Consider the following 21,617-nt stretch of genomic DNA (forward strand, 5'->3'; position numbering starts at 1 on the left):
TTTGGTTATTGCGATTGCTGTTCTTGCGTGATGCGTCCGCACACGCCGCCGATCGATCCCGCGCCCATCGTGATCACCACGTCGCCGTGCCGCGAGATCGTGTTGAGCGCGTCCGGCATCTCGTCGACCGTTTCGACGAACACCGGCTCGACCTTGCCCGCGACGCGAATCGCGCGCGCGAGCGCCCGGCCGTCGGCGGCGACGATCGGCGCTTCGCCCGCCGAATAGACTTCGGTGAGCACGAGCGCATCGACGGTCGAGAGCACTTTCACGAAGTCCTCGAAGCAGTCGCGCGTGCGCGTGAAGCGATGCGGCTGGAACGCCAGCACGAGCCGGCGGTCCGGAAACGCGCCGCGCGCCGCCGCGATCGTCGCGGCCATTTCGACCGGGTGATGGCCGTAGTCGTCGATCAGCGTGTACGCGCCGCCGTTCACCTTCACTTCGCCGTAGCGCTGGAAGCGCCGCCCCACGCCGTTGAATTCGGCGAGCGCACGCTGGATATCGGCATCGGCGACTTCGAGTTCAGTCGCGATCGCGATCGCCGCCAGCGCGTTCTGCACGTTGTGCGTGCCCGGCAGGTTCAGCGTGATGTCGAGCGGCGGCGCATCTTCGCGCAGCGTCGTGAAGTGCATGCGGCCGTCGCGCGCCTCGACGTTCACCGCGCGCACCTGCGCCTCGGCGCCGAGACCGTAGCGGATGATCGGCTTCGACACGAACGGCAGAATCTCGCGCACGTTCGGATCGTCGACGCACAGCACCGCGATGCCATAAAACGGCAACCGGTGCGTGAATTCGATGAACGCCTGCTTGAGCCGCGCGAAGTCGTGGCCGTAGGTGTCCATGTGATCGGCGTCGATGTTCGTGATGACTTCGATCACCGGAAAGAGGTTCAGGAACGACGCGTCCGATTCGTCGGCTTCCGCGACGATGAAGTCGCCCGTGCCGAGCCGCGCGTTCGCGCCCGCGCTGATCAGGCGCCCGCCGATCACGAAGGTCGGATCGAGCCCGCCTGCCGCGAGCACGCTCGCGACGAGCGACGTAGTCGTGGTCTTGCCATGCGTCCCGGCGATCGCGATGCCCTGCTTCAGGCGCATCAGTTCCGCGAGCATCACGGCGCGCGGCACGATCGGGATGCGGCGATGGCGCGCGGCGAGCACTTCGGGGTTGTCGGACCGCACGGCCGTCGATACGACAACGGCGTTCGCACCTTCGATGTTCTGCGCGTCATGCCCGACGGCGACGCGCGCGCCGAGTCCGATCAGCCGCTCGGTGACCGCGTTCTTCGAGAGATCGGAGCCGCTCACCTGATAGCCGAGGTTGAGCAGCACTTCGGCGATGCCGCTCATCCCCGCGCCGCCGATGCCGACAAAGTGAATATGCTTGACGATGTGTTTCATTTCGAATCCTTCAGCGCTTCGGCGCTTTCGCCCACGCCCATGCTCATGCCGGCGACGTCGGCGCATACCTTGGCGACGCGCTCGGTCGCGTCGGGTTTCGCCAGTTCGCGCGAGCGCCTGGCCATTTCGGCGAGCGATGCGCGCGTCTGGCTCTGCAACCAGCCGGCGAGTTTGTCCGCCGTGAGGTCGCGTTGCTGTATCAGTTGTGCCGCGCCGTTCTTTTCGAGGAACGCGGCATTCGTGGTCTGGTGATCGTCGACGGCGAACGGAAACGGCACGAAGAGCGCCGCCACGCCGACCGCCGCGATCTCGGAAACGGTCATCGCGCCCGAGCGGCAGATCACGAGATCGGCGGCCGCGTAGGCGCCCGCCATGTCTTCGATGAACGGCACGAGTTGCAGGTCATCGCCGCGCTGCAAACCGGCAGCCGCGTAATTCGCTTCGAGCGCTTCGATATGCTTCGCGCCCGCCTGATGCACGATGCGCGGCCGCATTGAAGGTTCGAGCAGCGCGATCGCCTTCGGCACCGTTTCGTTCAGTGCCGCCGCGCCCAGACTGCCGCCGACGATCAGCACGGAGAGCAGCCCCGAGCGAGCCGCGTAGCGTTCTTTGGGTGGCAATGCGCGCGCAAGTTCCGCACGAATCGGATTGCCGGTCCATTCAGCATTCGGCAGCGCATTCGGGAACGCGACCAGCACGCGTTTCGCGAGATGCGCGAGCACCTTGTTCGCGAGGCCCGCGATCGAATTCTGTTCATGCAGCACGAGCGGGCAGCCCGCGAGCTTCGTCATCAGGCCGGCCGGGAACGTGATGTAGCCGCCCATGCCGAGCACGACGTCCGGCTTCACGCGACGCAGCGCCGCGAGGCTCTGCGAGCACGCGCGCAAGAGGTTCACGGGCAGCATCAGCTTCGTCGTGATGCCCTTGCCGCGTACGCCGCCGAAGCGCACGTATTCCATCGGGATGCCGTGCTTCGGGACGAGCGTCGCTTCCATGCCCGCCGCGTTGCCGAGCCAGACGACGCGCCAGCCGCGCGCCTTCATCCAGTGGGCGACCGCGAGCCCCGGGAACACATGTCCGCCGGTGCCGCCCGCCATCACCATCAGCGTGCGTGAGCCGCGTGCGCCCGATGCGCTCATACCTTCCCTCCGCGCATCAGCACCCGATTCTCGTAGTCCACGCGCATCAGCACCGCGAGCGCGACGCAGTTCAGCAAAATGCCCGAGCCGCCGTAACTGACGAGCGGCAGCGTGAGGCCCTTCGTCGGCAGCAAACCGAGGTTCACGCCCATGTTGATGAACGTCTGCGCGCCGAACCAGATGCCGACGCCCTTCGCCATCAGCCCCGCGAACGTGCGATCGAGCGCAAGCGCCTGACGGCCGATTTCGAACGCGCGCCGCACGATCCAGTAGAACATCAGGATCACGACGATCACGCCGATGAACCCCAGTTCCTCGCCGATCACCGCGAGGATGAAGTCGGTGTGCGCTTCGGGCAGGTAGTTGAGCTTTTCGACGCTGCCGCCGAGCCCCACGCCGAACCATTCGCCGCGCCCGAACGCGATCAGCGAGTGCGTCAACTGATACGCCTTGCCTTGCGCGTAGCGGTCGTCCCACGGATCGAGGTAGGCGAAGATCCGCTCCCGACGCCACGGCGACGCCCACACGAGCAGCGCGAACGTGCCGACCGCCGTCGCGACGAGCCCGCCGAACAGCTTGCCGTTCACGCCGCCGAGGAACAGCACGCCCATCGCGATCGCGGCGATCACCATGAACGCGCCCATGTCCGGCTCGAGCAGCAAGAGTGCACCGACCGCGCCGACCGCGACCGCCATCGGCAAAAAGCCGCGGCCGAAGCTGTGCATGAACTCTTGCTTGCGCACGGTGTAGTTGGCGGCGTAGATGGTCACCGCGAGCTTCATGATTTCCGACGGCTGCATGTTTGTGATGCCGAGCGGAATCCAGCGCCGCGCGCCGTTCACGCCCTTGCCGAGGTGCGGAATCAGCACGATCACGAGCAGCACCAGCGCGGCCAGGAAAAGCTTCGGCGCGTATTTGTCCCACGCCGAGACCGGAATCTTGAACGCGACGATCGCGCCGACCACGGCGGTGGTCACCGAGATCAGGTGGCGCACGAGAAAGTGGTAGTCACGGTATTGCGCGTATTTCGGCGAATCGGGCATTGCGATCGATGCCGAATACACCATCACGATGCCGAGTGCGAGCAGCGCGATCGTCACCCAAAGCAGCGAGTGATCGTAGTCGAGCAGGCGCGAGCGGACCGGGCGCACGCCGTTGACGGCGCTCGAAATGCCGCCGTCGCGTTCCGCCGTGCGCGCGCCGCCGAGGTTGCTCGTGCGGCTCATGCGGCCGCCGAGCGCGGCGCTGTCGTTCGCGACGGCGTTGCGCGGTCCGGTGAGTTTCGATCCAAAGCGGTCGGACCAGCTCATAGCATCACTCCCCGCACGGCGGCGATTTCTTCGATCGCGTGACGGAACACGTCCGCGCGATGTGCGTAGTTCCTGAACATGTCGAGGCTCGCGCACGCGGGCGAGAGCAGCACGGCATCGCCCGGTTGCGCGAGTTGCGCGGCGGCTTGCGTCGCGGCTTCGAGCGTCGCGTGGTCCTGCAGTTCGACGCCGGTTTCCGCCAGCACTTCGCGGATGCGCGGCGCGTCGCGTCCGATCAGCATCACCGCGCGGCACCAGCGCGCGGCGGGCGCGACGAGCGGCGAAAAGTCCTGGCCCTTGCCGTCGCCGCCGGCGATCAGCACGACGCGTTGCGCGAGTCCGTCGAGCGCCGCGACCGTCGCGCCGACGTTGGTGCCCTTGCTGTCGTCGACGTAATCGATGCCGTCGATCTGCGCGATCACCTCCACGCGATGCGGCTCGCCGCGATATTCGCGCAAGCCGTGCAGGAGCGCGGCGAGCGGCAAGCCGATCGCGCGCGCGAGCGCCAGTGCCGCCAGCGCGTTAGCCGCGTTGTGCAAGCCGCGGATACGCAATGCGTCGGCGGGCATCAGGCGCTTCGAGAACAAATCCGGCGCGGCGGCTTCCTGCTTGCGGCGGCGCGTTGGCGCGGGCTCGTCGCGGGCGTCGCGGTCGTGTCCTTCCGCAAGCCACAGGATGTCGTTGTCGCGCAGCAGACCGTAGTCGCCCACCCGCGCCGGTTCGTTCAGGCCAAACGTCACCACGCTCGGCGAGCCTTGCGCGAGCGCCATCGTGCGGGCGTCGTCGCGGTTCAGCACGCGGACAGTACGCGTGCCGAAAATCCGGCCCTTGGCTGCCGCGTAGGCGTCGAGGCCGCCGTGCCAGTCGAGGTGATCCTGCGTGATATTCAGCACGGCGGCAGCGTCCGGAGCGAACGTGTGCGCCGTCTCAAGCTGAAAACTCGACAATTCGAGCACCCAGACATCGGGCAGCGCGGTGTTGTCGATGGCGTCGGAAAGCTTGTCCAGCATGGCCGGGCTGATGTTGCCCGCCACGGCCACCGTCTTGCCCGCGCGCTCGCAGAGCAGGCCCGTGAGCGCGGTGGTCGTGGTCTTGCCGTTCGTCCCTGTGATCGCGACGACCTTCGGCGCGTACCCGTTCACAGCGAGTGACCGGAGCGCCTGCGCGAACAGTTCCAGCTCGCCCCACACCGCGATGCCGCGTTCGCGAGCGGCGTCGATCAACGGCTTCAGGTCTTCAGCCAGCGGTGACAGTCCCGGGCTGATCGCGACGATCTCGATACCGCCATCCAGCAGCGCAGGCGTGAACGCGCCGCCGACGAATTCCGCGTCGATCTTGTGAACCGCCAGTTCGGCAAGGTTGGGCGGCGTCTCGCGCGTATCGGCGATCCGCAGCCGGCACGCGTGCCTGGCGCACCAGCGCGCCATCGCGAGGCCGGATTCACCGAGCCCCAGCACGAGCACCATCGGACTTTGCCGATCCAGAAACTTCTCGCCAAACATCGCTTTAACCTTTCTCTGACAACGATTCAACGCAACTTGAGCGTGGAGAGCCCGAAGAGACACAACATCAGCGTGATGATCCAGAAACGCACGACGACCTGCGTCTCGGTCCAGCCCGACAATTCATAGTGGTGATGCAGCGGCGCCATCTTGAAGACGCGCCGTCCTTCGCCGTAGCGGCGCTTCGTGTACTTGAACCAGAACACCTGCAGCATCACCGACAGCGTTTCCGCCACGAAAATGCCGCCCATGATGAAGAGCACGATTTCCTGACGCACGATTACGGCGATCGTGCCGAGCGCGCCGCCGAGCGCGAGCGCGCCGACATCGCCCATGAAGACCTGCGCGGGGTGCGTGTTGTACCAGAGGAACGCGAGCCCCGCGCCGCCCATCGCCGAGCAGAAGATCAGGAGTTCGCCCGCGCCGGGAATGTGCGGGAACAGCAGGTACTTCGAGTAAACCGAGCTGCCCATCACGTACGCGAACGCGCCGAGCGATGCGCCCACCAGCACGACGGGCATGATCACGAGGCCGTCGAGGCCGTCGGTGAGATTCACGGCGTTGCTCGCGCCGACGATCACGAAATACGTCAGCGCGATGAAGCCCCACACGCCGAGCGGGTAGCTGATCGCCTTGACGAACGGCAGCATCAGGTCGGCGCGCGCGGGCAGGCCCATCGAAAGGCCGCTCCTTACCCACGCCATGAAGAGATCGAAGACGCGTGCGTTGTTCGCCTCGGACACGCTGAACGCCAGATACACGGCCGCGAACAAGCCGATCACCGATTGCCAGAAATACTTCTCGCGCGACGACATGCCGCGCGGGTCCTTGTGAACCACCTTCCGGTAGTCGTCCACCCAGCCGATCACGCCGTAGCCGAACGTGACGAGCATCACGATCCACACGAAGCGGTTCGTGAGATCGGCCCAGAGCAGCGTCGATACCGCGATGCCGAGCAGGATCAAAACGCCGCCCATCGTCGGCGTGCCGGATTTGACGAGGTGCGTCTGCGGGCCGTCCTTGCGCACGGCTTGACCGACTTTCATCGCTGTCAGTTTGCGGATCACCCACGGTCCGCAGACGAGGCCGATCAAAAGCGCCGTCGCCGTGGCACCCACGGCGCGGAACGTGATGTAGATGAACACGCGCATGAAGCTGGCGTCATTCTGGAGCCATTGCGCGAGTGCGAGTAGCATGCTGGTCCTTCTCTTCTATTCAGTGTGCACCGGGCGCTGTGCCCGGAGCGGGTTGGTGTGGACTCGTCACGGCGTCCACCACGCGTTCCATCTGCATGAAACGCGAGCCTTTCACGAGAAACGTTGCGCCGGGTCCGAAGCCGGCGCGGGTCAGTGCTGCAATGAGTTCGTGCGCATCGGTAAAGTGCTTCGCGCTTTTATTCGATGCCGCCGAATGGAACGCCTTGGCCGACGCGGCGCTGGCGTCGCCAAGCGCGTAGAGCGCGTCGATACCGCGCTCCGCCGCATACGCGCCCACTTCGCGATGAAACGCCGGGCCCTGGTCGCCGACTTCGCCCATGTCGCCCATCACGAGGACGCGCGGCGACGGCTGCGACGCCAGCACGTCGATGGCGGCGCGCATCGAATCCGGGTTCGAGTTGTACGTATCGTCGATGACGGTTGCGCCTTCGATCGGATCGACGGCTGCGCGCTTCACCTGCAGGCGCCCTTTCACCGGCTCGAAGGCTTCGAGGCCGCGCTTGATCGCATCGAGCGAAACGCCCGCCGCCAATGCCGCCGCCGTTGCCGCGAGCGCGTTGCGCGCGTTGTGCTCGCCCAGCACGCGCAGCGCGACGGTCAGCGGACCTTGCGGCGTCACGATCGCGACATTCGTCCCGTCGACGCGGCCCGTTACTGCCGCCTTCGACGCATCGCCTGAAAGCGCGAAATCGATGATCGGATTGCCCGTCGCGGCAACGCGCCAGATGCTGGCGTAGGCGTCGTCGGCAGGGAAGACGGCCGTGCCGGTCTCGCCGAGCGCGTGGATCACCGACGCGTGCTCCAGCGCGACCGCTTCCACCGTCGCCATGAATTCCTGATGCTCGCGCTGCGCGTTGTTCACCACGGCAACCGTCGGCGCGGCGATCTTGCCGAGCGCGTCGGTTTCGCCCGGGTGGTTCATCCCGAGCTCGACGACCGCCAGCCGATGCTGCGCATTCAGGCGAAACAACGTGAGCGGCAAGCCGATGTCGTTGTTGAAATTGCCCGCCGTCGCCATGCGCGCGTCGACGCCGACCGCCGTCGCGAAGATCGACGCGATCATTTCCTTGACCGTCGTCTTGCCGTTGCTGCCGGTGACGGCGACGAGCGGCATCGTGAAGCGCTTGCGCCATCCGTTCGCAAGCGCACCGAGCGCCGCGCGCGTGTCCTTTACCTTGATGACTGGAAGGGACACATCAGCAGGCACGCGCGATACCAGTGCCGCCGTGGTCCCGCGCTCCGCCACCTGTTTCAGGAAATCATGCGCATCGAAACGATCGCCCTTCACCGCGACGAACAGATCCCCGGCTCCTACCGTGCGGCTATCCGTCGAGACGCGGTGGAACACGACGTTTTCATCGCCAACGACGACAGCGCCCGGAATCAGCGCGGCGGCTTCGCGCAACGTGAACATCGTCATTCGCCACCTCCGCGCGTATGCGTGGCGCGTGCGGCGAGCGCGAGGCGCGCGTGATCCTGATCAGAGAAGACGCGTTTCTTTCCCATGATTTCCTGCGTGGCTTCGTGCCCTTTTCCGGCCAGCACGATCACGTCTTCCTTCGCCGCCGTGCGGATCGCCTGCAGGATCGCGCTCGCGCGGTCTTCGATGCGGCGTGCCTTCGACGCGTCGCTCATGCCGCCCGCGATCTGGTCGATGATGGCTTGCGGGTCTTCGCTGCGCGGGTTGTCGCTAGTGATCACTACTTGATCCGCGAGCTTCTCCGCGATCGCGCCCATGAGCGGACGCTTGGTTGCATCGCGGTCGCCGCCGCAGCCGAACATGCAGACGAGTCCGCCGCTGCGGGCTTCGGCGATCGGGCGCAACGCGGCGAGGGTTTTGTCGAGGGCGTCGGGCGTGTGCGCGAAGTCGATCACGACGAGCGGTTCGTCGTTCTGCAAGCGGCCGCCCAAGCGCTGCATGCGTCCGTTCACCGATTCGAGCTTCGTGATCTGCGCGAGCGCGCCGTTGAGCGGGACGCCCGTTTCGAGCAGCGCGCCGAGCACCGCGAGCAGGTTGCTCACGTTGAACACGCCAAGTGTGCCGACTTCGACATCGGCCTCTCCCCAATCCGACAAAAGGTGGAACGCCGTGCCGTTCGCCGTCGCGCGGACGTTGGTGGCGAGCAGCAACGCGTCGGCGCGCGGTGCGGCTTCGGCTGCGATCTCGACGCCGTAAGCAATCGTGCGGACCTTGCCGCGCAACGCTTCGATCAGGCGCTGGCCGGCGGCATCGTCGCGATTGACGATCGCCGACTTCAGCGAAGGCCACGCGAAAAGACGCGCCTTCGCGGCTTCGTACGCGTCGAACGTGACGTGATAGTCGAGGTGGTCCTGCGTGAGATTCGTGAAGATAGCGATGTCGAAATTCGTGCCGTTCACGCGCCCCTGATGCAGCGCATGCGACGACACTTCCATCACGACGCCCTGCGCGCCATCGGCCTTCAATTGCGCGAGATTGCGCTGGAGTTGCGGCGCGTCGGGCGTGGTGAAGCCGCTCGCGACGAGCTTGCCCGGCATTCCGATCCCGAGCGTACCGACGATCGCGCACGGACTGCCGAGCGCCGTCAACGCGGTGGCGAGCCACTGGCTGCACGACGTCTTGCCATTCGTGCCGGTCACGCCGACGGTCAACATCGAATCGGTCGGTTCGCCGTACCACGCGGCGGCGATCGGACCGGCGAGTTCATTCAGCGCCTTCACGGCGAGCGTTTTCGTGGCGTCGGGCTTGCCGCCAAAGTTTTCCGGTTGATAGAGCGCAGCGGCCGCGCCGCTCGCGAGCGCGGCGTCGATGTACTGGCGGTTGTCCGCGCCATCGACGGCGTACGCGAAAAACACGTCGCCGCTTTTCAGCGAGCGCGTGTCGGCGTGCAGTTGCGCGTTCGGTTGAGCGTGCGCGCGCAGCCATTGCACGGCCTGCGCGATGTCTTTCTGCGCCTTCGACTTCGTGGAAGCGTTCATCGAACCACTCCCGGATGCGTCTTGTTGCTGCTCGATACCGCGAGCTTTTTCGCGTTCTGTGGCGCTGTCGTCGCGGCCGGCTGGGACGCCGCGCCCGATTCGTCGTTCACCACCATCTGCTTGACGGGCATGTCGGGCGGGACGTTGAGCGCGCGCAGCGTGTCGCCGGCGATCGCCGAGAACACCGGCCCCGACACCTGTCCGCCGAAGTGGCTGCCGACCGTCGGTTCGTCGACGGACACCGCTACGACGATGCGCGGATTCGGCATCGGCCCCATGCCGACGAACGACGCGCGATATTTCGATTTGTCGTAGCCGCGGCCTGCGTGCTTGTACGCCGTGCCGCTCTTGCCACCGACGCGATATCCCGGCACCGCCGCATCCGGCGACGTGCCGCCCTTCGCCGTCACGGTTTCGAGCATCGCGCGGACTTCACGCGCGGTGGTCGCCGCGAAGACCTGCGAGCCCTGCACCGGCTGGTCGCCGGGCGTGCGAAAAATCGAAACCGGAACCACCTGGCCGTCGTGCGCGATCGTCGTATAGGCGCGCGCGAGCTGGAACAGCGACGCCGACAGTCCATAGCCGTACGACATCGTCGCCTGCTCGATGCGGCGCCAGCTTTTCCACGGCCGCAGACGCCCGGAGACCGCGCCCGGGAAGCCGACCTTCGGCGCCTGTCCCAGGCCGATGCTCGTATACATGTTCCACATTTCTTCCGGGCGCAGCTGCATTGCGATCTTGGTCGCGCCGATATTGCTCGACTTCTGGATCACGCCGCCGACCGTCAGCGTGCCGAAACCGGCGTCGTCGGTGATGCGCGCGCCGTCGAGGACGAACACGCCGCCGCCCGTCTCCACGAGCGTATTCGGCGACACGCGATGCAGATCCAGCGCGAGCGACACCGTAAACGGCTTCATGATCGAGCCGGGCTCGAAGGTGTCCGTGAGGATGCGGTTGCGCAACTGCTCGCCGGTCATCCGCGAGCGGTCGTTCGGGTTGTAAGTGGGATAGTTGACGAGCGCGAGCACTTCGCCCGTCTTCACGTCGATCACGATTGCCGCGCCTGCCTTCGCCTTCGACTTCTCGACCGCCGCCTTCAGGTTCGTGTACGCGATGTACTGGATCTTGCTGTCGATCGAGAGATCGACGTCGTTGCCGTTATGGGGTACGACCTGCTCGTCGACGTCCTCGATGATGTGACCCATCCGGTCCTTGATCACGCGTCGCATGCCCGGCGTGCCGGCCAGCACGTGCTGGTCGCCGAGTTCGACGCCTTCCTGGCCCTTGTCTTCAATATTAGTAAAGCCGATCAGATGCGCGGTGATTTCGCCTTCCGGATAGAAGCGCTTGTATTCGCCGCGCGAATAAATGCCCGGAATGTCGAGCGCCGCGACTTTCTGCGCGGTTTCGAGCGGCACTTGGCGCTTCACGTAGACGAAGGTCTTGTCGACCGACAATTTCGCGCGCAATTCCTTCTGCGTCATGTCGAGCAGTTTCGACAATTCGGCGAGCTTGTCCGCGCCGAGGTCGTCCGGCACGGCTTCGGGAATCGCCCAGATCGCCTTGACCGGAAGGCTCGTCGCGAGCACGAGCCCGTTGCGGTCGCGAATCTGGCCGCGCGTCGCCGGCAGTTCGAGCGTGCGCTGATAGCGGCTCTCGCCCTGCTTCTTGAAAAACGCGTTGCCGGGGCCCTGGATCCAGAACGCGCGCGCGGCGAGCGCGACGAACGCCATGAACAGCAGGAACACGACGAACTTCGAGCGCCACATCGGCAGGCGCACCGAAAGGATCGGGTTGGGCGTGAACGCCACGCCCTTCTGCTTCGCGGATTTCTTCATCGCTTCGCTCCGCGCGCAGGAGGTGCCGACGCCGGCAGCGGCGGCGGCATGGGGGCATCGGCGGCCTTGGAGGTCGCCGGATCGTAAGTGAGGTATTGCGTGCGGCCGGTGCTCACGGGCTGCATCTTCAAGGAGGTAGTAGCCAACTGCTCGATACGCGACGTTTTGGACAACGCGCTCTGCTGATACTGCAACTGCGAGTAATCCTGCTGAAGCTGGCGCTCCTGCGACTGCGCCCGCTGCAATTCGATGAAAATCTGCCGCTGCTGATTGGTCGCGCTGACGACCGACAACGCGCACCCGAGCACGACGATCAACAGGAAAATGTTGAGGCGGTTCATGGCGCGATCCGCTCCGCGATACGCATCACGGCGGAACGCGCGCGCGGGTTGCCTGCGACTTCGGCGTCGCTCGCGAACACCCGGCCGACGATCCGCATCGGTGGGCTGGGCAGATCGACGGCGCGGATCGGCAGGCGACGATCGACCGCAGGCGCACTTGCGTGCGCCTGCATGAACCGCTTGACGATCCGATCCTCGAGCGAATGAAAGCTGATCACGACCAGCCGGCCCCCTTGCTCCAGCAAACCCAATGCGTGTTCCAGGACTACCTGCAGCTCCGCAAGCTCTTGATTGATGTGAATCCGTATAGCCTGAAAGGTGCGGGTTGCCGGATCCTTGCCCTTCTCACGGGTTTTGACGACGTGACCCACGATTTGGGCAAGCTCGCTCGTGCTGACGAGAGGCCCAAGACGGTCGGACTCTGCCCGGCGAGCAACAAGCGCCTTTGCAATCTGAAAAGCAAACCGTTCTTCCCCATAATCTCTGATCACCTCCGTCAATTCCTGCACCGTTGCCCGCGCGAGCCACTCGGCCGCCGACTCGCCGCGAGTCGGGTCCATCCGCATGTCGAGCGGGCCCTCGGCCCTGAAGCTGAAGCCGCGACCCGGATCGTCCACCTGCGGCGACGACACCCCCAGATCCAGCAACACACCCGATACCCGCGCTACTCCTCGTTCGCTCGCCGCGTCGCGCAGGGCAGCAAAGCTGTCGTGCACGATCGAAAAGCGTGAGTCCTCTATTTGTTGCGCCGTGGCGATGGCGAGCGGATCCTTGTCGAAAGCGATCAGACGCCCCGCACCACCCAGCTTCGCCAATACCGCACGACTGTGGCCGCCGCGCCCGAACGTGCCATCTATATAGATACCGTCCGTGCGCGTGACCAATGCATCTACCGCTTCATCCAGCAGCACCGTGCGATGCTGCAACTCGTTTCCCATCGCAGGTGCCATCTTGATCAGCGCCGCGTCAGAAAGTGAAATTCTTGAGCGACTCGGGCATGCCCTGCGCCATCGCCGCCGCTTCCTTCGCGGCGTAGGTGTCCGCGTCCCACAGCTCGAAGCGATTGCCCATGCCGAGCAGCGTCACGTTCTTTTCAAGCAATGCCGCCGAGCGCAATTCCGGCGACACGAGCACACGCCCCGCCGTGTCGAGTTCGACGTCCATCGCGTTGCCAAGGAAAATGCGCTGCCACCAGGCGGCTTCCATCGGAAGCGCGGCGACTTTGGCGCGAAAGACTTCCCACTCCGGGCGAGGAAAGAGCAACAGGCATCCATCCGGGCTCTTCGTGAGCGTCACCCGGCCTTCTGCCTGTGCTTGCAGCGCTTCCCGATAGCGAGACGGAACCGACATCCGCCCTTTCGCATCGAGCGTCAGCGCCGACGCCCCTTGGAACACTCGCCCTCTCCCCTTTTGACGGCGCCGCGTCGGCGCCTCGCTCTGTCGAAAATATGCTGGAAAGTGCGCCTGAAATCACACGAAAATACACTTTCTCACACCTTCTCCCACTTTAGAGGAACGCATTTGTAGGGTCAAGGCTCAGACCTTTTATTTAATTAATTTTGTTTTCCAGAACAAGGACTTAGCGTGGGAGCTTGAACTAGCGCGGAAATTGAAAACCGTTATGAATGAATGAGCTAGTGCGGACTCTGAAGGTACTACGTGAAATGCACGGGGGAAGCGCGCGAATCGTAAAGGATCTGCAAGGCGGGTTCGCGGCATTTTCGGGACAGCGAAGGGATAACGCGCGCGGTGGGATGGCGTCCCACCGCCCGAGGGGGGTCAGACGCGATACGCCGTGGTCGTCATCACCTTCGATGCCGCCTTCATCAGCGCGCGAATCGGGAAGGGCACTTCGGATCCGCCCGCCGCCACCGCCGCCGACGCGTGCACGCTCTCATCAAGCCGCATCTGCTCGACGATCGCGCGCGACGCGAGATCGTTGGCCGGCAGCTTCTTCATGTGGCCGTCAAGATGATGCTCGACCTGGCGCTCGGTTTCCGCCATGAAGCCGAGGCTCGCGCGATCGCCGAATCGCCCGGCGACGAACCCGATCGCAAGCGATCCGGCGTACCACAACGGATTCAGCAGGCTCGGCCGCGAATCGAGTTCCTTTAGACGTTGCGTGGTCCACGCGAGGTGGTCTTCTTCCTCGCGCGCGGCGCGCTCGAAATCGTCCTTGAGCGCGGGCGAGTGAGTTGCGAGCTTCTGCGCCTGATAAAGCGCCTGCGCGCACACCTCGCCGACGTGATTCACGCGCATCAGCCCCGCCGAATGCGCCTTTTCCTCGTCGGTCAGTTCGGGGGCTGGCGCCGGCATGCCGTACTCGTCGACGTGACCGGCCGCCTTCGACTCCGGAACCGGACGGGACATGCGGCTTACGCCCGCCATCGATCGCAAACCGCGATCGAACTCGGTAATCAGTTCGTCAAGCGTCATTCGCACCTCCCTTCAGCCAGCCTTTTCAAGACGTTCTCTCTTCGCGATCCTGAGCAATTCGCATGCTCCCGCCCTTCTCTCAATAAAGCTCCGGAAACTTGTCCCGCTTTGGAATTAGGGCAGACCCAGGTCGCAAAAATGAGCGGAACCGGGATTTTAGCGCATGTTGCGTAAACGTCACAGGGCATGACCAGATGGTCGGCTTTTCCTTTGTTCGCAAAAGCCTCTTTGTTACATTACGGTCAACTTCTTTGGAAGTACCCGGCGGGGACGTCAACACACTGGCGCTAGAACAGTGACCTTGCCAAACAGTTTCAACATCCTTGGAGATCATTTCAATGAAAAAGTCGCTTCTCGCTCTGGCCGCATTGGGCACGTTTGCTGGTGCCGCTCAAGCACAGAGCAGCGTGACGCTGTACGGCATCGTCGACGCTGGTTTCGTGTTTAACAACAACAGCAGCGGCAATCAACTGTACTCGCTGATGAGCGGTAGCTTGCAGGGCAGCCGTTGGGGCCTGCGTGGCACGGAAGATCTGGGCGGCGGTATGAAGGCCCTGTTCGTGTTGGAAAACGGCTTTGACCTCATGACCGGCCGTCTGGGCCAAGGCGGCGACGAGTTCGGCCGTCAAGCCTACGTCGGTCTGTCCACGAGCCAGTTCGGTACGGTCACGCTCGGTCGTCAGTACGACTCCGTCGTTGACTACACCGGCGCACTCGAAGTCGGTAGTCAGTGGGGCACGCGCTTCGGTGCGCACCCGGGCGACCTGGACAACATGAACAACTCGAACCGCGTGAACAACGCGGTCAAGTACACGAGCACGAACTACGGTGGTTTCACGTTCGGCGGCCTGTACAGCCTGGGCGGCAACGCCGGCCAGTTCAACCGCAACCAGATCTGGTCGCTGGGTGTTGGCTATAACCAGGGTCCGCTGCAATTCGGCGCTGGCTACCTGAACGTCAAGGATCCGAACTTCTCGTTCTTCGGCAACAACGCAACGTCGAGCGCGACCGGTTCGAACATGAGCGGCAGCCGCGTGTACTCGGGCTATGCATCGGCGCGCACGCAGGAAGTGATCTCGGCTGGCGCTGCCTACACGTTCGCCGCAGCAACCGTTGGCGTGACGTACAGCAACACCGCGTTCAAGGATCTGGGCTCCGAAGCCGGGCTGAACCCGCTGGGCTACGGCGGCTCCGCACGTTTCCACAACGCAGAAATCAACTTCAAGTATCAGCTGACCCCGGCTCTCCTGCTGGGCATTGCTTACGACTACACGCACGGTTACGGCGTGAACGACGCGAAGTACCACCAGGCAATGCTTGGCACGGACTACTTCCTGTCGAAGCGCACCGACTTCTACGTTGCAGGCGTCTACCAGCACGCAATCGGCACGGATTCGACCAACACGTCAGCAGTGGCGAACATCAACGGCCTGTCGCCGTCGTCGACGTCGAACCAGGTTGCCGCGATCGTCGGTATCCGCCACAAGTTCTAATAAGTCTGAACAAAGCAGTACACGATTGGAAAGGCGCCTTCGGGCGCCTTTTTTTATCCGCTTTCGTTGCGGCTACGCAACAAAAAAGCCTTCGCGTCTCCCGACGCGAAGGCTTTTTACTCGCGCGAGATGCGGCGTCTACGCCTTGCCGTCGCGCAATTCCCGCCTCAGGATCTTGCCGACGTTACTCTTCGGCAGATCGCTGCGGAATTCGATGATGCGCGGCCGCTTGTAACCCGTCAGTTGGTCCTTGCAGAACGCGATCACGTCGGCTTCCGTCAGGCTCTGGTCCTTCTTGACGATGAAGAGCTTCACCGCCTCGCCCGAGTTCTGGTCCTTCACGCCGACCGCCGCGACTTCGCACACGCCCGGCAGCTTCGCGACGACATCCTCGATCTCGTTCGGATACACGTTGAAGCCCGACACCAGGATCATGTCCTTCTTCCGGTCGACGATCTTCACGTAGCCGCGCGCGTCCATCACGCCGACGTCGCCCGATTTGAAGAAGCCATCCGGCGTCATGACCTTGGCCGTCTCGTCCGGCCGGTTCCAGTAGCCCGGCATCACCTGCGGTCCCCGGATGCAGATTTCGCCGGCGACGCCGAGCGGCAGTTCGTTGTTGTCGTCGTCGCGGATGGAGATTTCCGTCGACGGGAACGGCAGCCCGATCGTGCCCGTATATTCGGTGGCGGTCACCGGGTTGCTCGTCACGCACGGCGACGTTTCCGACAACCCGTAACCCTCGACGATCGGCACGCCGGTCGCCTCGAACCAGCGCTTCGCCACCGCTTCCTGCACGGCCATGCCGCCGCCGTTCGCCGACACGAGCTTCGAAAAATCGAGGCTCGTGAAATCCGGATGGTTCAGTAACGCGTTGTACAGCGTGTTGACGGCGGGGAACGTGTTGATCGGAACGCCCTTGAGCGCCTTGATCGTCCCGCCGATATCCCGTGGATTGGGGATCAGAACGCCGAGACCGCCGGTGCGGATCGTGAGCAGCCCGCAGACCGTCAGCGCGAAGATGTGATAGAGCGGCAGCGCCACGACGCACACGAACTGATCGATGTCCGGCCGCTTCTTGCGCGCCGGATCGAGCCACACTTCCGACTGCAGCACGTTCGCGATCAGGTTCCGGTGCAGCAGCGTCGCGCCTTTCGCGACGCCGGTCGTGCCGCCCGTGTACTGGAGAAACGCGACGTCGTCGGGATTCTGCGTGACGCTTTGAAGCGTTTCGCGCGCGCCTTGAGCGATGGCGTCGTTGAAGCGCACGTGACCGGGCAGATTCCACTCGGGCACCATTTTCTTCACGCGCCGGATGACGAAGTTGACGACGAGCCCCTTCACGCCCATCAGGTCGCCCATTGCGGCCACGACAACGTGCTTGATCGCCGTGTTCTTCACAACCGCCTGCAGCGTGGTCGCGAAGTTTTCGAGCAGCACGATCGCTTCCGCGCCGCAGTCCTTCAACTGATGCTCGAGCTCACGCGGCGTATAGAGCGGATTGACGTTGACGACGATATACCCCGCGCGCAAAACGGCCGCGATCGCGACCGGATATTGCAGCACGTTCGGCATCATGAGCGCGACTCGCGCGCCGGGCCGGAGGCCCTTCGACTGCAACCACGCGGCGAGCTTGCGCGACATCGCGTCGAGTTCGCCATACGTGATCGCTTGCCCCATACAGATGAACGCGCGTCGATCGCGATTCTTCCGAAAACTGTCCTCGAGCAGTTGCGAAACCGAGCGGTACGCTGACGCGTCGATTTCCGTGGGCACGCCGGCCGGATACGACTTCAGCCAGATTTTTTCCATGCGGCGTCTCCTTTATATATTTATAGAATGGTCGTGCGGAAAACGAATGCTAACGGCTCGCTCCGCTTCCCACAACCGGGTTAGACGCCACCCTCCACCACCTTTCGGAGCCTTCGGATTCACACCGCTCAATGCGCCGGTTCCACCTCGACGAGGCAATCGTAGAACGTCGCCGATCCCCCGAGATCGGTCAGCGCCTGGCTCGTGACCTGATTGGCGTTGCGGCCGTCCGGCGCGAGCTTCTTCCACCAGATCGACAAGCCTACGACCACGCCTTCGCGGGCTCGGTCGGTCACACGCACGCGCGCCTGCATCGATCCGCGATCGTTGAAGATACGCACGATTTCGCCGTCCGCGATCTGGCGCGGTTGCGCATCGGCGGGATGGATATCGAGATGCGGCTCGCCTTCGGTCGAGCGCAGGCTCTCCACGTTCACGAAGCTGCTGTTCAGGAAGTTGCGCGCGGGCGGCGAGATCATTGCGAGCGGATAGCGCGCGGCGAGTTCAGGTGAGCCATCGGCGGATTCGTAGGGCGCAAGGTAATCGGGGAGCGGATCGAGGCCCTGACTCTGCAGACGCCCGCTAAAGAACTCGCATTTCCCCGATGGCGTGCGGAAACCGCCGTTCGCGAAAGGCGCGTCCGCAAGCTTGAGCTGCGCCCAACCCGCCGTCTTCAACGCGTTCCAACTCTGGCCCGCGAGCGCCGGATCGTCCCAGCGAAACGCCTTCGACGCGATTTCCTCGTCGGTTTCGAAGAGGGCCGGATCGGTGAGATCCATCGCGCGGGAGAGGCCGCGGAAGATCTCGGTATTCGAGCGCGAGCCGCCGACCGGGGCGATCGCCGGCAAGTTCGCCATCACGTGCGTATGCCCGTACGACTTGTGGACATCGAGGTGCTCGAGCTGCGTGGTGGCCGGGAAAATCAGGTCGGCGTAGTCGGCGGTATCGGTCTGGAAATGCTCGAGGACGATCGTGAACAAGTCTTCACGCGCGAAGCCCGCCGCGACTTTTTCCGAATCCGGCGCGACCGCGACCGGGTTCGAGTTGTACACGATCAGTGCCTCGACCTTCGGGCCGAACGTTACGTCGCCCGGATGGAGAAGTGCGTCGCCGAGTGCGTTCATGTTGATGAGACGCGGCAGCTTTGACGGCCAGCCGAGCAGCAGATCGGGCCGTTCGAGCGCGGCGGAATCGACCGGCGCCCATCCCGAGGATGACAGCAACATCCCGCCCGACCGCTCACGCCAAGCGCCCGTCAGCGATGGCAGACACGCGACCGCCCGAACTGCATTGCCGCCGCCGCGCACACGCTGCATGCCATAGTTCAGACGGATCGACGCCTTTTTCGTCGCGCCGAACGCGCGCGCCAGTTCGACGATCACCTGCTCGTCGATGCCGCAAATCTGCGCGGCGCGCGCCGGCGGATATTCGGCCGCGCGCGCCTTGAGCTGCACGAAGCCGAGCGTGTAAGAGTCGATGTATTCGCGGTCGATCAGGTTTTCCTTGATCAACACGTCGATCATCGCGAGCGCGAGCGCCGCATCGGTGCCCGGCTTCAGCGCGATGTGCTGATGACACTTTTCGGCGGTCAGCGAGCGATACGGATCGATCGCGATCAGCCGCGCGCCGCGCCGCTTGGCCTCCTGCGCGCGTGTCCAGAAATGCAGGTTCGAAGCGATCGGGTTCGAGCCCCAGATCAGGATCAGCTCGCTCTCGTCGAAATACTCGGTGTGCATGCCGAGGCTCGCGCCGTAGGTATATTTGAGGCCCGCCGCGCCGGCCGCTGCGCAAATCGTCCGATCGAGCCGCGACGCACCGAGCGCGTTGAAAAACCGCGCCGCGATGCTCTCGCCCTGCACCAGGCCCATCGTCCCCGCGTAGCTGTACGGCAGGATCGCCTCGGGCGCGCGGGCCGCGATCGGCTTCAGGCGCTCTGCGGCGAAGCGCAGCGCTTCGTCCCAGCCGATCGCTTCGAAACGGCCTTCGCCCTTGCGCCCGACGCGACGCATCGGCATGAGCAGCCGGTCTCGGTGATGCGTGCGATCCGCGTAACGCGTGACTTTCGTGCAGAGCACGCCTTGCGTTGGCGGATGGTCTGGATCGCCGCTCACCTTGACGGCTTTGCCGTTCTTCACGGTGACGCGCATCGCGCAGGTGTCGGGACAGTCGTGCGGGCAAACGGCGCGGGCAAATTCGGCGGGGACGGCGGGGGCATTCATGCGGAAGTCCGGTAGGAAACGCGCGAAACAGGCGGATAAGCGGATTTTATTACGGCTGGCCGTTGGGCACCGGTCAGATCGATTAATTTGTCGGGGCGTAAAATGATCTTCGAGCCGCGCCCCACAAGGCGCACAGCATTTTTCTTTGCAAAACGAGAGCAGTTCATATGAACCTGATTCCAGAAATCGAAGCAGCACACGAAGAAATCAAGGCGCTCCGACGAACGATCCACGCGCATCCCGAACTTCGATACGAGGAGGTCGGAACGGCGCAACTGGTTGCTGAAAATCTCGAACGCTGGGGAATCACTGTTCATCGCGGGCTGGGCAAGACGGGCGTGGTCGGCGTACTGGAGCGCGGCTCGAGCAACATGTCGATCGGACTTCGCGCCGACATGGACGCCCTGCCCATCCAGGAAGTCAACACGTTCGACCATCGGTCTAAGAACACCGGCCGGATGCACGCCTGCGGCCACGACGGGCACACCGCGATGCTGCTCGGCGCGGCGAAACATCTGGCGCAGCACGGCACGTTCGATGGCACAGTCGTCTTCATCTTCCAGCCGGCCGAGGAAGGCGGCGCGGGTGCGCGCGCGATGATCGAGGATGGTCTTTTCGAGCGCTTTCCCGTCGATGCCGTGTTCGGCATACACAACTGGCCGGGCATGCCGACGGGCCATTTTGGTGTGACGGAAGGACCGATCATGGCGTCGAGCAACGAGTTTCGGATTCAGATTCGCGGCACGGGTTCGCACGCGGCGCTTCCGCATAACGGGCACGATCCCGTGTTCACGGCGGTTCAGATCGCGAACGGGCTACAGAGCATCATCACGCGCAACAAGAAACCGATCGATACGGCGGTGCTTTCGATCACGCAAATCCACGCCGGCGACGCCGTCAACGTGGTCCCGGACGAAGCTACGCTTGCGGGGACGGTGCGGACGTTCACGGTGGAAACGCTGGATCTGATCGAAAGCCGGATGCGAAAGATCGTGGAATCGACGGCCGCTGCCTACGATTGCGACGTTGAGCTTCACTTTCACCGAAACTATCCCCCGACGATCAACGACGCGGAGCAGACGCGGTTCGCAGCATCGGTGATGGCAGAGGTGGTGGGGGCAGACAAACTCGACGCATCAGTGGAGCCGACCATGGGCGCCGAGGACTTTTCCTTCATGCTGCTCGCAAAGCCGGGATGCTATGCGTTCCTCGGCAACGGGGAAGGCGGACATCGCGAATCCGGACACGGCGCAGGACCGTGCATGCTTCATAACGCGAGTTATGACTTTAACGACGGCCTGCTTTCGGTCGGATCGACGTATTGGGTGAAGCTCGCGGAACGCTTCCTGTCGCGCGGACGCGTATGAGAGTTTTCGTACGGTTGAACAGTATTGCCTGCTACTGACCGGACCAGTCATGACTGTGGTGGTCTAATTTCCTCGGACAAGTCGATAAGAGGACAATCCTAAAATCGATGAGGATTTGAGCTAGATGACAGGAGTGCCTTCAAAGCGAACCCGAACCACTCCGCGCTCCACCGTGAGTGGGAAAGTGTTTTCGACAATCCGGAGGACGTTTTTGTTGTCTCGGACAGATTTTCGGCAGGAGAGTGGGTAGAAACGCAAAAACCCCACTTTAAGGGTGGGGTTTTTGTTTAACGCATGAGGAGCCTGACGATTACCTACTTTCACACGGGAGATCCGCACTATCATCGGCGTGGAGTCGTTTCACGGTCCTGTTCGGGATGGGAAGGGGTGGTACCAACTCGCTATGGTCATCAGGCATGACTTGTTGCTGTGTCGTTTCTTGGGGGAGACGCCACAACCAATCTGGGAAGAAGTAGTCGAACTGCGCGGGTTAAGCGCGTTCGGTGTTACTGGTGTTACTTGGGCTGTGCTTGTTGGCACAACACTTGACTCAACCTGGTGTGCGCTACTCCCTTCGGGAGCGGGGTC

At 63.8% G+C, this 21,617-nt stretch carries 16 protein-coding genes and 1 rRNA gene; 2 read left to right on the forward strand and 15 right to left on the reverse strand.

The window, feature by feature from the left end; translation table 11 throughout:
• Positions 1–5: 5 nt before the first annotated feature.
• The 12 genes from murC to coq7 form a co-directional block, all read right to left on the reverse strand.
• Positions 6–1,397, reverse strand: coding sequence for a UDP-N-acetylmuramate--L-alanine ligase (gene murC / locus AWB67_RS03230; protein WP_087654787.1), 1,392 nt, complete (start codon positions 1,395–1,397; stop codon positions 6–8).
• Positions 1,394–2,536 (reverse strand): undecaprenyldiphospho-muramoylpentapeptide beta-N-acetylglucosaminyltransferase, encoded by a 1,143-nt coding sequence (gene murG, locus AWB67_RS03235; protein WP_087654788.1) that lies wholly within the window; start codon positions 2,534–2,536, stop codon positions 1,394–1,396. Before murG ends, murC begins: the two co-directional genes overlap by 4 nt.
• On the reverse strand, positions 2,533–3,762 hold the full coding sequence (ftsW, locus tag AWB67_RS03240; protein ID WP_374729799.1) for a putative lipid II flippase FtsW: 1,230 nt from the start codon (positions 3,760–3,762) through the stop codon (positions 2,533–2,535). Before ftsW ends, murG begins: the two co-directional genes overlap by 4 nt.
• An 80-nt stretch (positions 3,763–3,842) precedes the next feature.
• On the reverse strand, positions 3,843–5,348 hold the full coding sequence (gene murD, locus AWB67_RS03245) for a UDP-N-acetylmuramoyl-L-alanine--D-glutamate ligase (protein ID WP_087654790.1): 1,506 nt from the start codon (positions 5,346–5,348) through the stop codon (positions 3,843–3,845).
• Positions 5,349–5,374: 26 nt separating this feature from the next.
• Positions 5,375–6,544: a phospho-N-acetylmuramoyl-pentapeptide-transferase gene (gene mraY, locus AWB67_RS03250; RefSeq protein WP_025496821.1), complete on the reverse strand. Its 1,170-nt coding sequence runs from the start codon at positions 6,542–6,544 to the stop codon at positions 5,375–5,377.
• Between the two features lie 19 nt (positions 6,545–6,563).
• On the reverse strand, positions 6,564–7,985 hold the full coding sequence (locus tag AWB67_RS03255) for a UDP-N-acetylmuramoyl-tripeptide--D-alanyl-D-alanine ligase (RefSeq protein WP_087654791.1): 1,422 nt from the start codon (positions 7,983–7,985) through the stop codon (positions 6,564–6,566).
• Positions 7,982–9,523 (reverse strand): UDP-N-acetylmuramoyl-L-alanyl-D-glutamate--2,6-diaminopimelate ligase, encoded by a 1,542-nt coding sequence (locus tag AWB67_RS03260; protein ID WP_087654792.1) that lies wholly within the window; start codon positions 9,521–9,523, stop codon positions 7,982–7,984. The genes AWB67_RS03255 and AWB67_RS03260 overlap by 4 nt, the downstream gene beginning before the upstream one ends.
• Positions 9,520–11,361 (reverse strand): peptidoglycan D,D-transpeptidase FtsI family protein, encoded by a 1,842-nt coding sequence (locus AWB67_RS03265; protein WP_087654793.1) that lies wholly within the window; start codon positions 11,359–11,361, stop codon positions 9,520–9,522. Before AWB67_RS03265 ends, AWB67_RS03260 begins: the two co-directional genes overlap by 4 nt.
• On the reverse strand, positions 11,358–11,702 hold the full coding sequence (gene ftsL, locus AWB67_RS03270; protein ID WP_025584319.1) for a cell division protein FtsL: 345 nt from the start codon (positions 11,700–11,702) through the stop codon (positions 11,358–11,360). Before ftsL ends, AWB67_RS03265 begins: the two co-directional genes overlap by 4 nt.
• Complete coding sequence (gene rsmH, locus AWB67_RS03275) at positions 11,699–12,652, reverse strand: 16S rRNA (cytosine(1402)-N(4))-methyltransferase RsmH (RefSeq protein WP_087654794.1); 954 nt, start codon at positions 12,650–12,652, stop codon at positions 11,699–11,701. The genes ftsL and rsmH overlap by 4 nt, the downstream gene beginning before the upstream one ends.
• Positions 12,653–12,668: 16 nt before the next feature.
• Positions 12,669–13,097, reverse strand: coding sequence for a division/cell wall cluster transcriptional repressor MraZ (gene mraZ, locus AWB67_RS03280; protein WP_087654795.1), 429 nt, complete (start codon positions 13,095–13,097; stop codon positions 12,669–12,671).
• A 384-nt stretch (positions 13,098–13,481) separates the two neighbouring features.
• Entirely contained in the window at positions 13,482–14,138 is a 657-nt protein-coding gene (gene coq7, locus AWB67_RS03285; protein ID WP_087654796.1) for a 2-polyprenyl-3-methyl-6-methoxy-1,4-benzoquinone monooxygenase, read from the reverse strand.
• A gap of 338 nt (positions 14,139–14,476) precedes the next feature.
• Here coq7 and AWB67_RS03290 point away from each other — a divergent pair, with 338 nt between their 5' ends.
• Complete coding sequence (locus tag AWB67_RS03290) at positions 14,477–15,631, forward strand: porin (protein ID WP_087654797.1); 1,155 nt, start codon at positions 14,477–14,479, stop codon at positions 15,629–15,631.
• A 138-nt stretch (positions 15,632–15,769) separates the two neighbouring features.
• Here AWB67_RS03290 and AWB67_RS03295 read toward each other — a convergent pair whose 3' ends face one another.
• Positions 15,770–17,443: a long-chain fatty acid--CoA ligase gene (locus AWB67_RS03295; RefSeq protein ID WP_087654798.1), complete on the reverse strand. Its 1,674-nt coding sequence runs from the start codon at positions 17,441–17,443 to the stop codon at positions 15,770–15,772.
• 128 nt (positions 17,444–17,571) lie between these two features.
• On the reverse strand, positions 17,572–19,662 hold the full coding sequence (locus AWB67_RS03300) for a molybdopterin-containing oxidoreductase family protein (protein ID WP_087654799.1): 2,091 nt from the start codon (positions 19,660–19,662) through the stop codon (positions 17,572–17,574).
• Between the two features lie 167 nt (positions 19,663–19,829).
• Between AWB67_RS03300 and AWB67_RS03305 the strand changes: the two genes are divergently transcribed.
• Complete coding sequence (locus tag AWB67_RS03305) at positions 19,830–21,029, forward strand: M20 aminoacylase family protein (protein ID WP_087654800.1); 1,200 nt, start codon at positions 19,830–19,832, stop codon at positions 21,027–21,029.
• 301 nt (positions 21,030–21,330) lie between these two features.
• Here AWB67_RS03305 and rrf read toward each other — a convergent pair.
• Positions 21,331–21,444 (reverse strand): 5S ribosomal RNA (gene rrf / locus AWB67_RS03310).
• Positions 21,445–21,617: the final 173 nt, after the last annotated feature.

The organism is Caballeronia terrestris (assembly GCF_001544515.1).
Lineage (GTDB): Bacteria > Pseudomonadota > Gammaproteobacteria > Burkholderiales > Burkholderiaceae > Caballeronia > Caballeronia terrestris.